The organism is Rhizobium sp. SEMIA 4085, from assembly GCF_013004495.1.
Taxonomy (GTDB): Bacteria; Pseudomonadota; Alphaproteobacteria; order Rhizobiales; family Rhizobiaceae; genus Rhizobium; species Rhizobium gallicum.
Genome location: NZ_JABEPH010000148.1, coordinates 1 through 13,262 on the forward strand (window position 1 = coordinate 1; position 13,262 = coordinate 13,262).

Sequence of the window (13,262 nt, forward strand, 5' to 3'; positions counted from 1 at the left end):
GGCTCGGCGTGACGCAGCGCCACAAGCGCATCGATGACCTTGGGCGAAAGGCTGTCGCGGCTGACGATCGCCCGGGCGTGGGCAGCTCCCTGCGACCGTGCGATGACGATCAACGTATCGTCGTCGACCGCCTGCGAAGCCGTCAGGAATGGCGCAGCGATTGCGATCGGCTGGCTGCCGATGAAGAGGGCAACGGCCGATGGTATGGTCTTGCACTGTGAAAGAGCGGCAACCGCCTGGCGGCGAGCTTCGTCGGAGGAGGCCTGAAAAAGCGGCATGAACAGTTCGGCGAACTGGCGCAGCTCGGATCGGGTGGGATGCGCCAATCCTTCAAAGCTGCTGACTGTCGCCATCAATACCACATCCTTTTTCCGGATGGCCAGGGGCCCCTCTAGGTCTCGAAACCGGTCACGCACACGAACACCCTGGGAAACGCGGAACTCGGGCCCTCATGCGCTGGCGGAACGCACATCAACCCATGCGAAGATGAACAAATCCTACACCGGCACGGTTAACGGTTGCTGAAGATTTTAATCAAATGCGAGATGATGATGCACGCATAACGTGCATCTCAGGATCGCCAGCGCAATGAAAAAGCGCCTTGCAGCGGGCAAGGCGCTCCCGGACGCATCTGCGGGATGCAGTTCAAAGACCTTTGTGCGAACGCGTGGCCGTCAGCAGCTTCTCGCTATCGGTATGGCCTGCCTGGGAAAGATCGAGCGCGGCAGAGGCGGCAAATCGCGCGTCGGCGCTTTTGATATCGATCGCCTTTCCGCGCACCATGCGTCCAATAACGCATCTCAGCACATCGAGGTCTTCCGGAGAATATGACGAGTTCAACATCAATGACATCATCTGCCCTCCGTTCTTGCGGCAAGAGCATACATGGGTCTCCCAACCGGCCATTGCCCTGAAACTCGACTGGCAAAAACACGATATGCGCAAATGAGGCGGCCGCAATTAAATATCTTTTGTGACGTAAATATGCAACAGTCGCCCTTTCTCGGGACGTCGCCACGTGGTGATTTTAAGTGGTTGAAATAATTGTCGAATTATATTCGTATTTTTGCTCCCGTCGGATTGAAACCAAACGGCTGGTAACCGCGTTTAGTAACCGGTGTCGTGCAGACGCCGCGAGCCTGCAATATTAGTAGACTGTTAACTATCATGTGTCTCAATTCGGATAGGAACGGCGCGATTGAGTGCTTCGGTCGTCAAGATTCCGCTTCACGGTATTTCGAATAGGTGCCGTGAGAAAGGCGCGAATGCCCTCGGTCCGGAATATCCGGCGCCGCAGGACGCGCTGGCCCGTGCAGGCGGGCAGGGTGAAATCCGCTCACGTTCATCCGTCTCGGGCAGTGCATGGAGACGAGAATGGCCATAGTAGTCGCATTGGCGGACCGGCGGCAACAGATGCCACGCCGCAAGGAAAGGGAGCCGGTCACGGCTCAGATTCTGCTGTTCACGGGCGTACGCTACGAGCGCCTCCCGGAGATGCCGAAGCGCCCGGCGCATCGCGCATCGCGTGTGGAGAACCGCGCGGAGAACGAGTGAGGCCAAGCCTCAGTCGGCGGGTGCATAGGCCTCACAGCCGGCGCCCGCGAGGAAGCTTCTGGCTGCCTCATCGAAGCTTGCCTGCGGGGCAAGCGTTCTGAGCACCGCATAGCCTTGCGGGTGGTTCATCTCGACAAGAATAGTCGGCTGCAGCTCCGCAGGCAGCGATTTGCGCAAACCGGTAAGCTGGATCGGCGTTGCGACGAGAACATCCAGCGCTCCCCCCACAGACGTTCTGTCATTCATGCTGAAGACTTCGTTCGAGGCGCCGTCATAGACGGCGATCGACCAGAACGGCACGTTGCCTTTTGCCGTGAAGCGGACTGGGTTGTTTTCCAGATCGAAGGCGCAGACGGCGGTGCGCAAGAAAGGATCGCTGTTTGCTAGCCCCGCGTCGTCGGTTTGTGCTGAGAGCAGATAGAAATGGTTCTGATCGCCCTCAGCAAGAACCCGCGTCTGGGCGTCCCTGCCGGTGTAGTGCGGCAGCGCGAGAATGATGACGAGATGCAGCAGCGCGGCGCCGAAGAGGCCGGTCAGGATTGAGAATATCAGCCTAAGCATTGCCGCATCCGGTCTTCGTAAGCCTCGGCATAGCGAGATCGATGACGCCCGAACTTCCGGCAGTCGGCGTGTCGAACAGCGTCAGGACCAGCCGGAACGTGCCGGCGGCGGGAAGCGCCAGCCAGTTGCCCGGCCTTGCATTGGCGGAAATGTCGATAGTGAAGCTGCTGTCGGCCTGGCGCAGGATCGTCCAGGAATTCAGCGCCGCCGGCAGCCCGGGACGGATGGAGGCGGGATTGCCGCTGTTGTCCGAAGTAAACAGCGTCCACAGCCGGGCAGGCGGCGTCTGGCCGCTGATGCGGTAGCTGCAGGCCGCGTTCAACCGCTCCCCGCTGTCGTCGACGCTCGCCGTGAAAGTCAGCCCCTCGGCGCTGCCATAAAGCAGCTTGCCGGCCCGGGCGCGGTGGGACTTCGCATAAGGATCGGCATCGGCCGTCTGCAATTCGGGAAAGGCTTCCCAGGCGCCGAGCTTGATCGCGCCAAACCCCTGCGTCGCGTCCAGCGCATAGAGCGAAACCACGATTCCGCCGCCGAAAGCGACAATCAGCGTGATCGCGATAAAAAGCGGGAATCGAAACACTGCATGCCCTTGGAAACAAATCAGGTGAAAGGGTTAGCATTGATTCCGGCGGGGTGGAATGGCGCGGGCGCGGGCGCGGGCGAATACGCGGTGGAGGATTGGGGGGATGTGTGGAGGAAGGAGAAGTTGCCATGCCACAGACGAGCGACGATTTGCTGCCCAATCCGCATCCGGGCGAAAGACTTCGAGAGGAGTTCTTCAAGCCGGTGCAGCTCGACGGAGATGCATCGGCAGACGCTGTCGCAGTGTCACCGGAGCGGATCGCTGACATTGTGGACGGCAAGTGCGACATCCGAATTGGGCGACATCTCGCGTTGCCTGCATGGTCTATGAGGCTCTTCGCCGCGCGGACGCACCGTGGCTGGGCTCCTGCGACGAGCGCGGGAATGAGGATCGTGGGGGTGAACACGCAGCCGCCCATCGGTCTTGCCGTGAAACCTACCCCGCGCTCGCCACCTTCTGCGCTTCGAGTGGCGGGGCGGATTTCAGCTTTTCCCCGAGGTCTTTGAGGATCCTTGTCGATCCCACCGAGAGCATGCGGGGACGGATGAGCTGTGGAATGCTGTCTTCGGGTTTGGCAGCGGCGGTCTTGGCGGTTTCTTTGGCCGGCGGCGCCGGGTTTTCGACGCCGGGAATGGGACGCAGGACGATGCCCTGGTGGGCGTAATCCATGGCGCGCTTGAAGGTCATGGCGGGAAGCGAGCCGCCGGTCATGTTGTTCGTCGAGGTATAGTCGTCGTTGCCGAACCAGACGGCGCAGGTGTAGTTGCCGGTGAAGCCGACGAACCAGGCGTCGCGATAGGCCTGCGTCGTGCCGGTCTTGCCGCCGGTGAGGATGCCGTTGTCGAGCGCTGCCTTGCGGGCGGTGCCGAAATAGGGGATGCGGGTCAGCATCTGGTTCATGTAGGCATCGGCTTTTTCCGACAGTACGCGCTTGGCCGGCGGCTCGTCGCGGTCGAAATCGTAGAGCACGTCGCCGCCGTAATCCAGGATCTGGGCGATGCCGTGGCGACGTGATTGATAGCCGCCCGCCGGAAACACCGCATAAGCCGTCGCCTGGTCGAGAACGGTGACTTCCGACGTTCCGATCGGGATTGTCACGTCGTCGCGCACCGGCGATTCGATGCCCATCGCCTTGGCCATGGCGCGGATCGGCTGGATGCCAAGCTTGTCCTTGGCAAGCCGCACCGGGATCGTGTTGATCGATTGCGCGATCGCCGTTTCGAGCGTGACGCGCCCGGCATAGCGGTTCGCGTAGTTGTGCGGGCTCCAGTTGCCCCAATAGATCGGCGCATCGACGATGGTAGTCTGCGGGGTCATGCCGCTCTCCATCGCCACTGCATAGGTATAGACCTTGAAGGAGGAGCCCGGCTGGCGCAGCGCCCGCGTCGCGCGGTTGAACTGGCTCTCGCCGTAGTCCCGCCCTCCGACCATGGCGCGCACCGCGCCGCCGTTTTCAAGCATCACCATCGCGCCCTGCTTGGCATGAAAGGACTCGCCATATTCGCGCAGCGACGTCTCGACTGCATCTTCTGCCGCCTTCTGGATACCCATGTCGATCGTGGTGCGCACGATCAGTGAATGCTGGTGGAAGCGCGCGGCAAGACGCTGGACCTCCTCGAAGGCCCAGTCGAGGAAGAAATCGGGCGATTCCTGCTCGTTGCGGTCGACGATCGTCGCCGGACTGCGGCGGGCGGCAATCACCTGGCCCTCGGTCATCAATCCGCTCTGGACGATATTGGTAAGCACTTCGTTGGCACGGGCGCGCGCTGCCGGCAAATTGACGTGGGGCGCATATTTCGCCGGTGCCTTGAAGAGGCCGGCAAGCATGGCCGATTCTGCGAGGTTCACATCGGTGATGTTCTTGCCGAAATAGAACTGCGAGGCCGCCGCCGCACCGAAGGTGCCGCCGCCCATATAGGCGCGGTCGAGATAGGTGGAGAGGATCTCCTTTTTCGACAGGTTGGCTTCGAGCCAGAGCGCCAGAAAGGCTTCGGTGATCTTGCGGTCGATCGAGCGCTCGTTGGACAGGAAAAGATTCTTGGCAAGCTGCTGCGTCAGCGTCGAGCCGCCCTGGACGACTTCGCCGGCGCGGGCATTCTCGCTCATGGCGCGGAACAGGCCGATGAAATCGATGCCGAAATGGTCGAAGAAGCGGCGGTCCTCGGTGGCGAGCACCGCCTTGATCAGCGAATCGGGCAATTCGTCGATGGGCACCGAATTCTGATGGATGACGCCGCGGTGGCCGATGACATTGCCGTAGCGGTCGGTGAAGGTGACGGCGAAATCGCCGCGATTGCGCCAATCTTCCTTGGTAGCCTCGAAGGCAGGCTGGGCGAGGAGGAGCATCAGAACCGACCCGGCAGCGCCGAGCGTCAACGCTTCGCCGCTAAGTTCGAAGACTAAGCGCTTCCAGCCGCGCACGCGGAAGCGGCGAAAAAAGATGGTGACGTCTTCCCAGATCTCGGCGGAGCGGAAACCGGCGTTCCAGAGGGTGGAATCGATCCATGAATCGATCTTCAGCAGGATGTGCCGGCTCCTGCGCGGGGGTTCTTCTGGATTGTCCGGATCCTGCACGTTTTAGATTCCCGCCCGATCGCGCTTGACGGCTGGCGAGCCAGGCGTCAGAGCACAGCCATCCTTCGGCATTGCCGCTCTTCGATAAACGAAGCATGCTGAATAATTGATTGATTTGGCGGCCGATAACAAGAGAATTGAAGGCGTCTCACGCGGATTTGCGGACGCTGTTGCAAGAAAACGAATGATGAACGAACTACCCTTCTGGAAGCGGAAAACGCTGAACGAAATGAACAGCGAGGAATGGGAAAGCCTCTGCGACGGCTGCGGGCTCTGTTGCCTTAACAAGCTGGAGGAGTGGGATACGGGCGACGTCTATTTCACCTCCGTTGCCTGCAAGCTCCTTGACGGCCAAAGCTGCCGCTGTTCGAACTACGAGAAGCGGCGGGATTTCGTGCCGGACTGCGTGCAGCTGACGAAGGCGAACGTGCAGGAAATCGCCTGGCTGCCGCCGACCTGTGGCTACCGGCTGGTGAACGAGGGGCGCGATCTTTACTGGTGGCATCGGCTGGTTTCCGGCGACCCGGAAACCGTGCACCAGGCCGGCATTTCCGCCCGCGGGCGGACGATCAGTGAGACGGAGATCGATCCCGACAACCTGGAAGATTATATCGTCGATTGGCCGCTGAGGGTGGGCGACGGCGAGCGGGCGAAGAGGTAGATCCTAAGCGGCGGCGAATGTTTCGAACGTGAAGGACGGGAATACCTCAAGGGGAAGGCGGCACTCGTTGCCGGACCACGCGCGGCTGCGGAGGCGGGATCGCCGTGGAACTCGGCGCGGCGAATACGGAGGGCCGGAGGCGATCGAGGAGACGACGGAATTGGTGACGGCTGCCGGCGGCAAGGGCATTGCCCTGCGCGTCGACGGGGTTTCGGACGGCTGCTCGCCCGACCGGCTGGGTGGGCTCGTCTTGGCGCTGACGACGCTGATCCTGGACGGCGGCGGCGAGCCGAAGGTACGGGGATTTGAAGGATCCGCCGTCTCGCCTTTTGAGTTTTCTGGGTTTATCGCTGCTTGGGCGGCTGTGGCGCCGGGCGCTGCGTTTCGCGCGCCGGGCGGATCTGGCGCCACTCGTTTTCCATCTGGTCGACGAGGTGCTGTGGAATGGTGGGCTGGCTGTTGGCGGGCGTTTGCATTCGGTCTCCTGTCCTTCGGCGAGCTTCGACAGGAAACGCATGACATAGGCCAAATGCGGTGTAAATCAGGGGCTTAAACGCTTTAAACGATTGAAATTATTTTAATCGATTAGGACCAGGTCAGATTTCATGGTTATCCACATCGACCGGACATTCTTCTTCGACGCCGTGCGGCAAAGCCTGTTCAAAGGGGCCCTTTCCGAGGGGCAGGTCGAGGGCATGACGGCGATTCTCGACTTCTTCGAGCAACGCATGCCGCAGGCGGACTGGCGGTGGCTGGCCTACATCCTGGCGACGGCTTTCCACGAGACGGCCTTCACGATGCAGCCAGTGCGTGAGACCCTGGCCGGCAGCGACGCAAGGGCGATCGAAATTCTCGACGGCGCCTATGCGGCAGGCAAGCTTTCCTGGGTGAAGACCGTATACTGGAAGCCGGACGAGGACGGAAAGTGCTGGCTGGGCCGCGGGCTGGTTCAGCTCACCCACAAGCGCAACTACGAGGCGATGAGTGCGATCATCGGCATCGACCTCGTCGCCGAGCCGGACCGTGCGATGGAGATGGCGGCCGCCGTGACGATCCTGATCGAAGGCATGCTGGTTGGCAGTTTCACCGGGCACAGGCTTGCCGACCACCTGAACGCCGAAAAGGAAGACTGGGTGAACGCACGCCGCATCGTCAACGGCACGGACCGGGCGGAGAAGCTCGCCGAATACGGCCGGACCTTCCATGCCGCCCTGCGCCGCGAAGAGGCGCCGGGCATCCTGCAGCGGTTGAAGGGGTGGCTTGCGCGTGCTATCGCGCGGCTTTGTTGAAGATGAGGAGTGTCCCGGTGATCCGCCATATCGTTTTCTTCACCGCAAGCGCGGAAAACCTGGAGACGGTGCGCGTCGGGCTTTCGGTGCTGACGGCGATTCCGCATGCGCGGCTTTTGGAGATCGGCACCAATGTGAAGACCGACCAGCTCGGCACCGATGTCGACCTGGTGGTCTACGGCGAATTCGACGACGAGGCGGCACTTGCCGCTTATAAGGCGCATCCTGATTACCAGCGTTCGATCGAACTCGTGCGGCCGGTCCGGGAAATGCGGATTGCGGCGGATTACGATGTTGAGACAGCGGTAAGGCAGCCGCTCGGCTGATTGCGATTGACGGTTTGCGACGGCCCTGCCTCCTCACCATGAAAGCCTTTGATTGCGGATCGTCAGAAGTTTCGCGCTTCAACTGAATTTTTCGCTCACCCTCAACCTCACCCTCACCCTCACCCGGGGCGACTGGGGCGAGGGGACGTGGCCCACGCCGGCTGCCGGCCGTGTAAGAGGGCGGGGCATATCCCTTCTCCCCGTGATCACGGGCAGAAGGTGGTGGCAGATGGATGAGGGACAGCGGCAGACCCTTAGAGAAAACACCATCACCATCCGATCTTTCCTGCCGTGGGCTTTGTGGCGGACGAAAGACTTGGCCGAGAAGAAGGCGGCGTCTGGTTTCCTGAGCTGGCAGCGCGAGGCAGGCGAGCTGGACGGGGTGCTTCTTATGCGACGCTGTCGCGCGAGGCTTCATGTGAACCCGGTGGGGGCGATCGGCCAAGGCCAAGCTGCACGTAGCGCAGACGCGGTTCAGCGCTGTGACGGAACCATCTGCTTTGCAGATCTGACCATTCCCGCCAGCATGAAAACGAAGACCAGGGCAAGGGCGGCGAGCGCTGCGCAGATGGTGAGGGTCAGTCCGGTGCCGACGCGGTCGAGGGTGGCGGTGAATATGACGGGGGCGATGGCGTTGGCAAGGTTTTGCGGCAGCGAGAGGCGGGCGGCTTGCAGGCCGTATTCGCGGGGCGAGAAGAAGGCGAGCGGCAGCAGCGCCCGGGCAACGGCAAGCACGCCGGAGCCGAAGCCGTACATAACGATGAAGGCGACAAGCAGCGGCGTCGAGGTGCCGCATAGCAAAAGCATGAGGAAACTTACCAGCATGAGGCTGATGCCCATGACCGAGGTGAGGATCGGGTTGCCGCGTTTGCCGAGCAGCATGTCGAGCCCGCGGGCGGAAATGCCGATGACGCCGCGGGCGGAACCGAGCTGCAGGGCAAGCGCCGGCGAGGCGCCGGACTGGCGGAAGATTTCGATCAGCGAGGGCGCAATGCCGAAGCTGATGAAGGTGCCGAGCGTCGTCGAGGTGGCAAGCAGCAGGAAGGCCTTGCGGCCCTCACGCGGCGATAGCGCGATCGATGGGGTATCCGCGGCAGTGCCTTGCGTGTGCGTTGCAGCGGGCTTCGGCAGGGCGAAAAGATGGAGTGGCAGGCAGACGAATATGTGAAGCGCCGCCGAAAAGATGAAGGCGATGCGCCATCCATAGGCGTCCGTCACCAGCGTCAGGACCGGCCAGAAGAGCGTTGCCGACAGGCCGGTGAAAAGCATGAGGATGGCGATAATCCGGCTGCCGTTCAGGCCCTCTCGCTCGACGACGGCGGTATAGGCGGGCGCTGAAAGGCCAAGCGCGCCGCCAAGGCCGACGACGATCCAGGCAGCCGCATAGAGGACGACCCCATGCGTGGCGGCAAGCATCAGCAGGCCCGTCGCGAAGGTGACCGACGATGCGGCAAGCACGCGGGCTGCACCAAAGCGCGCGAGCCAGCGGCCGGTCGCGGGGCCCGCAATGGCGCTGACGACCATCATGACGGTGAGGCCGGCAAAGACCACTTCGTTCGGCAGGCCGAGATCGGGCCCGACGACACGGCCCATGACGCCGAGCATATCGAAGGTAGTGCCCCAGCCGATGATCTGGCTGACGGCAAGCACGGCGATCGTCTTCGCCGAGCGCAAGGGGAATTTGAACATTCGTGCTGAAACGGATTTGAGAGCTGAGGACATGTGGCATAGCAGTTTCGCGTGTGCGGCGAAAGCCGCGGCAACCAATTGCGGAACGGGCGCCTCGCCTGACTGGCAAAGGTGTGGCTTTGTATCTTCGGCCTTCATCAAGTCGTGCGGGCCAAGCCAATCTTATAAGCCGATTGGACTGTGGGCCGGCCTATACGGGACCCGGACGATGCGTGTGCGGTCTTGGCGCTGTCCGATCTGAAGGCGCAGGGATTGAGGTCTTCCTTTATTCCTTCGTGACGATGGACATGACCGAGGAAAATGCGCTGTCGATCCTTGACGGCGCCGCAGACCAGGCAGCCTATCCCTCCGGGCCCTGACATCCGGGGCCCGGCTGGGCGTTCGCCCAGGGACTCTCAGGGCGGGACATCTGTGTTTTCAGCGCATCCCGCCCTCGCGTCTTTCGGCTGTGGAAGTTCTGGAAAAATACAGTCCAGAATTGTTCTAAACGTCCGTCGTTACAGGGCATTCATTTGCCATTCAGGTCACGTGAGTACATAGTCGGACCAAGTTGGAATTACGTTGGAAGCATGCACATGGCCTCTCCCTTGAGCGTCGTAGTTTTGGCCGCCGGGCTGGCGGTATCGGCGCCCTCACCGGACGAACCGCGCGATCTGATCGTGCGCGTCGCAGGCGATTGCAGCGCGGCGGCTGAGCAGGTCGTCGAGCAGACGGGCGGGCAGCTTCTTTCCGTGCAGCCATCGGGCAACACCTGCATCATCACCGTTCTCGTCCAGGGCAACGGCCAGCGTCCACGCAAGGTGACCGTCAGGGTTCCGATGTAGGCGGAATCGGCCTATGAAACACCAGTGATACACTTGAGGTGAAAGCGGACCGATGCGCATTCTGGTAGTCGAAGACGATGTCAATCTGAACCGGCAGCTCGCCGATACGCTGAAGGAGGCGGGCTATGTCGTCGATCAGGCCTTCGACGGCGAGGAAGGACATTTCCTCGGTGAAACCGAGCCGTATGACGCGATCATCCTCGACATCGGCCTGCCGGAGATGGACGGTGTCACCGTCCTTGAAAAGTGGCGCGGTGCGGGCCGCGGCGTGCCGGTTCTGATTCTGACGGCCCGCGACCGCTGGAGCGACAAGGTCGCAGGCATCGATGCCGGGGCCGATGACTACGTTACCAAGCCCTTCCATGTCGAAGAAGTGCTGGCGCGCATTCGCGCCCTGATCCGCCGTGCGGCCGGGCATTCCTCCTCCGAGATCACCTGCGGCCCGGTGCGGCTCGACACGAAGACCTCCAAGGCGATGGTCAACGGCGTGACGCTGAAGCTCACCTCGCACGAATACCGGCTGCTTGCATATCTGATGCACCATATGGGCGAGGTGGTTTCGCGCTCGGAGCTCGTCGAACACATGTACGACCAGGATTTCGATCGCGATTCCAATACGATCGAAGTTTTCGTCGGCCGTCTGCGCAAAAAGATGGGCGTGGACCTGATCGAAACGGTGCGCGGTCTCGGCTACCGCATCCAAGCGCCGAACAATGCGCATTAAGTCGCTCACCGCACGCGTTCTGCTTCTGACGACCGTCTGGTCGACCGTGGCGCTTGTGGTGATCGGCCTGCTGATTTCCACGCTTTACCGCCGCAGCGCCGAGCGCGGTTTCCAGGATCTGCTGCGCGCCCAGCTCTACAACGTCATCAATTCCGTGACGATCGGCGATCAGGGCGCGCTGAGCGGCAGCCCCCAACTCGGCGACCTGCGCTTCGCCCAGCCGAGGACCGGCTGGTACTGGGTGGTGGAGCCGCTTGGAACCTACACGACGGCGCCGTTGGTTTCGCCTTCGCTGGGATCGGCGACGATCCCTGTTCCCTCGGTGCTGGAAGCACCCTTCGACAAGAATTACGAGCGCTATTACCAGGTGACGGATGCGACGGGAAACCGCGTGCAGGTTGCGGAAACCGAAGTGGTGCTCGACACGGACGGGCGCGCTGCGCGCTTCAGGGTGTCGGGCAATGTCGAGGTCGTCGAGAGCGACGTCAGCAACTTCTCCCACAGTCTCTATCTGGCGCTGGCCGGCTTCGGTGTCGGAAGCCTGATCGTCAATGCGCTTGCCATTCTCTACGGCCTGAAGCCGCTCGACAAGGCGCGCGCGGCGCTGGAGCGCATCCGGGCGGGAGAGAGCGAACTGCTGAAGGGCGATTTCCCGCGGGAAATCCTACCGCTTGCCAACGAGGTGAATGCGCTGATCGACAGCAACCGGCGCATCGTCGAGCGCGCCCGGATGCAGGTCGGCAACCTGGCGCATTCGCTGAAGACGCCGATTGCAGTTCTGCTTAACGAGGCGAGGGTTCTGGAGCGCTCGCACGGTGAGCTGGTGCGCAGCCAGGCCGAAGCGATGCAGGGCCAGGTGCAATCCTACCTCAACCGGGCACGCATCGCCGCACAGCGCGAATCGGTGCTGGCGCGAACCGATGCGGAACCTGCGCTGGAGCGGCTGGTGCGCGTGATGCGGCGGCTCAATGGCGACAAGGAATTCGAGCTCAACGTGACGCCTCAAAACCTCGCGGTTGCCATGGAGCAGCAGGATCTGGAAGAGACCGTCGGCAACCTTTTGGAGAATGCGTCGCGTTTTGCTACGACGAAGGTTCGGCTCAGCGCAGCCGAAGCGGCCGAGGATGTGAAGGGCGCCGAAGCAAGCGCGCGGCGGCACTGGGTGGAGCTTGTCATCGAGGACGACGGACCGGGACTGGAGCCCGACCAAATCCGCGAGGCGCTGAAGCGCGGGCGGCGATTGGACGAGAGCAAGCCGGGAACGGGCCTCGGGCTTTCGATCGTCACGGAGATTTCAAATGAGTATCAGGGCCGGCTCGAGCTCTCCCGCGGGGAGTGGGGCGGCCTGAAGGCGCGGCTAATCCTGCCCGGCGTCACAAAGGATGTTGCATGAGCAATTGCTTGATGCCACAAAGACATAGGCAATTGCATAGCATGCTTTGCCTTAATGCCGACATGGGGCGATGCGCATCTGGCGGCCCTGATTCACACCCCGATGCTGGTTTGACCGAATGATGTTACGACCGAATGTTTTGATCGTTTCTTCGCTTCTTGTTGCCGTTGCGCTGTCGTCGTGCACGACGTCCAGGCCTTCGGCATCGGCGGCGTTCATTACGGCGCTGCAGGGCGGAATTGCTGGCCGCAGCGGCGTGCAGCTGAGCGACAGCGACAAGCAGCGGGCTCTCGAAGCCGAATATCGGGCGCTCGAGGGCGCTGGTGTCGGCCAGCCGGTCGTCTGGAGCGGGCGCAATGTAAGCGGTAAGGTTGTGGCGGCCGCACCCTATCAGGTGGGTTCGCAGAACTGCCGTCAATACACGCATACGCTGACGGCGGACAGCAAGGACACCGTCACGCGTGGCGCGGCCTGCCGCAACAGTGACGGAAGCTGGTCGCCGCTCGGCTGACTTCGGCCGGTGCTGCGGATAACATCCTCCTGATATTGCGGCCAAACGCCTCAAATCTTCGTCATTCCGACTTTGCCAGTTGGAATGGCCCCGCGCTTCAAGTATTTGGGCCGGTATGATGTTCTGGATTCTGGTGGCCACGATGACCGCGGCTGTTGCCGCCTTCCTGCTTTATCCGCTTTTGCGCGGCGCGAAGGCGGCTGACGACGACCGTGCCGGCGAAGCGGCGGTCTATCGCGATCAGCTGCGCGAACTCGATCGCGATTTGGTCGGCGGATTGATTTCGGCCGACGAGGCGGATTATGCGCGGGCCGAAATCGGCCGCAGGCTGATTGCCGTCTCGGCTGCCGAGCCGAAGACGGAACGCAAGCCCGTTCGCCCGCACCGTTTCAGCGAGGCTTTCGTTCTCCTGCTGCTGCCAGTTCTCGGGCTCTGTCTTTACATCACGCTCGGCCGTCCTGATGTGCCGTCGCGGCCGTTGGCGGGTCGGCTGGCGGATCCTGGCAACGACATGGCGGTGCTGATTGTGAAGGCGGAGCGGCATCTTTCGGAGAATCCGGATGACGGCAGGGG

17 protein-coding genes and 1 pseudogene are annotated in these 13,262 nt (G+C 62.1%); 11 read left to right on the forward strand and 7 right to left on the reverse strand.

What is annotated here, in order from left to right; genetic code table 11:
* Together C9413_RS16230 and C9413_RS16235 are read right to left on the reverse strand one after the other, a co-directional pair.
* The coding region (locus C9413_RS16230) for a DUF2336 domain-containing protein (RefSeq protein WP_170250636.1) at positions 1–416 on the reverse strand (416 nt) is incomplete at its 3' end.
* Positions 417–645: 229 nt separating this feature from the next.
* A complete protein-coding gene (locus tag C9413_RS16235; RefSeq protein ID WP_039846680.1) occupies positions 646–852 on the reverse strand; it encodes a hypothetical protein in 207 nt (68 codons plus the stop codon).
* Between the two features lie 522 nt (positions 853–1,374).
* On the opposite strand from C9413_RS16235, the gene C9413_RS16240 reads away from it, so the two are divergent.
* A complete protein-coding gene (locus C9413_RS16240; RefSeq protein WP_039844347.1) occupies positions 1,375–1,554 on the forward strand; it encodes a hypothetical protein in 180 nt (59 codons plus the stop codon).
* Between the two features lie 9 nt (positions 1,555–1,563).
* On the opposite strand, the gene C9413_RS16245 is transcribed toward C9413_RS16240, so the two are convergent.
* From C9413_RS16245 to C9413_RS16255, 3 genes are all read right to left on the reverse strand, one after another.
* Positions 1,564–2,115, reverse strand: a complete 552-nt coding sequence (locus tag C9413_RS16245; RefSeq protein ID WP_039844348.1) for a DUF1254 domain-containing protein — start codon at positions 2,113–2,115, stop codon at positions 1,564–1,566.
* Positions 2,108–2,695 (reverse strand): DUF1214 domain-containing protein, encoded by a 588-nt coding sequence (locus C9413_RS16250; RefSeq protein ID WP_039844349.1) that lies wholly within the window; start codon positions 2,693–2,695, stop codon positions 2,108–2,110. The genes C9413_RS16245 and C9413_RS16250 overlap by 8 nt, the downstream gene beginning before the upstream one ends.
* A gap of 438 nt (positions 2,696–3,133) precedes the next feature.
* Positions 3,134–5,272 (reverse strand): PBP1A family penicillin-binding protein, encoded by a 2,139-nt coding sequence (locus C9413_RS16255; RefSeq protein ID WP_039844350.1) that lies wholly within the window; start codon positions 5,270–5,272, stop codon positions 3,134–3,136.
* Positions 5,273–5,459: 187 nt separating this feature from the next.
* On the opposite strand from C9413_RS16255, the gene C9413_RS16260 reads away from it, so the two are divergent.
* Both C9413_RS16260 and C9413_RS33355 read left to right on the forward strand, forming a co-directional pair.
* Positions 5,460–5,933, forward strand: a complete 474-nt coding sequence (locus tag C9413_RS16260; protein WP_039846681.1) for a YcgN family cysteine cluster protein — start codon at positions 5,460–5,462, stop codon at positions 5,931–5,933.
* Positions 5,934–6,138, forward strand: a pseudogene (locus C9413_RS33355) (hypothetical protein); the annotation flags it as partial. It abuts the gene before it with no gap.
* Positions 6,139–6,277: 139 nt separating this feature from the next.
* Here C9413_RS33355 and C9413_RS34215 read toward each other — a convergent pair.
* On the reverse strand, positions 6,278–6,409 hold the full coding sequence (locus tag C9413_RS34215; RefSeq protein ID WP_257788097.1) for a hypothetical protein: 132 nt from the start codon (positions 6,407–6,409) through the stop codon (positions 6,278–6,280).
* A 129-nt stretch (positions 6,410–6,538) separates the two neighbouring features.
* On the opposite strand from C9413_RS34215, the gene C9413_RS16265 reads away from it, so the two are divergent.
* Entirely contained in the window at positions 6,539–7,222 is a 684-nt protein-coding gene (locus C9413_RS16265; RefSeq protein WP_039844352.1) for a glycoside hydrolase family 19 protein, read from the forward strand.
* A 17-nt stretch (positions 7,223–7,239) separates the two neighbouring features.
* Positions 7,240–7,548, forward strand: a complete 309-nt coding sequence (locus C9413_RS16270; RefSeq protein ID WP_039844353.1) for a Dabb family protein — start codon at positions 7,240–7,242, stop codon at positions 7,546–7,548.
* Positions 7,549–8,022: 474 nt separating this feature from the next.
* Here the strand turns inward: C9413_RS16270 and C9413_RS16275 are convergent, their stop codons facing one another.
* A complete protein-coding gene (locus C9413_RS16275; protein ID WP_223843977.1) occupies positions 8,023–9,237 on the reverse strand; it encodes an MFS transporter in 1,215 nt (404 codons plus the stop codon).
* A gap of 212 nt (positions 9,238–9,449) precedes the next feature.
* On the opposite strand from C9413_RS16275, the gene C9413_RS16280 reads away from it, so the two are divergent.
* The 6 genes from C9413_RS16280 to ccmI form a co-directional block, all read left to right on the forward strand.
* A complete protein-coding gene (locus tag C9413_RS16280) occupies positions 9,450–9,596 on the forward strand; it encodes a hypothetical protein (protein WP_170250637.1) in 147 nt (48 codons plus the stop codon).
* Between the two features lie 216 nt (positions 9,597–9,812).
* The gene (locus C9413_RS16285) at positions 9,813–10,061 is read left to right on the forward strand and encodes a hypothetical protein (protein WP_039844354.1); all 249 of its coding nucleotides are present in this window, start codon (positions 9,813–9,815) and stop codon (positions 10,059–10,061) included.
* 52 nt (positions 10,062–10,113) lie between these two features.
* On the forward strand, positions 10,114–10,785 hold the full coding sequence (locus tag C9413_RS16290; protein ID WP_039844355.1) for a response regulator transcription factor: 672 nt from the start codon (positions 10,114–10,116) through the stop codon (positions 10,783–10,785).
* Positions 10,775–12,178, forward strand: a complete 1,404-nt coding sequence (locus tag C9413_RS16295) for a HAMP domain-containing sensor histidine kinase (protein WP_039844356.1) — start codon at positions 10,775–10,777, stop codon at positions 12,176–12,178. Before C9413_RS16290 ends, C9413_RS16295 begins: the two co-directional genes overlap by 11 nt.
* Positions 12,179–12,296: 118 nt before the next feature.
* A complete protein-coding gene (locus C9413_RS16300) occupies positions 12,297–12,689 on the forward strand; it encodes a membrane protein (RefSeq protein ID WP_039844357.1) in 393 nt (130 codons plus the stop codon).
* Positions 12,690–12,804: 115 nt separating this feature from the next.
* The coding region (gene ccmI / locus C9413_RS16305; protein WP_170250638.1) for a c-type cytochrome biogenesis protein CcmI at positions 12,805–13,262 on the forward strand (458 nt) is incomplete at its 3' end.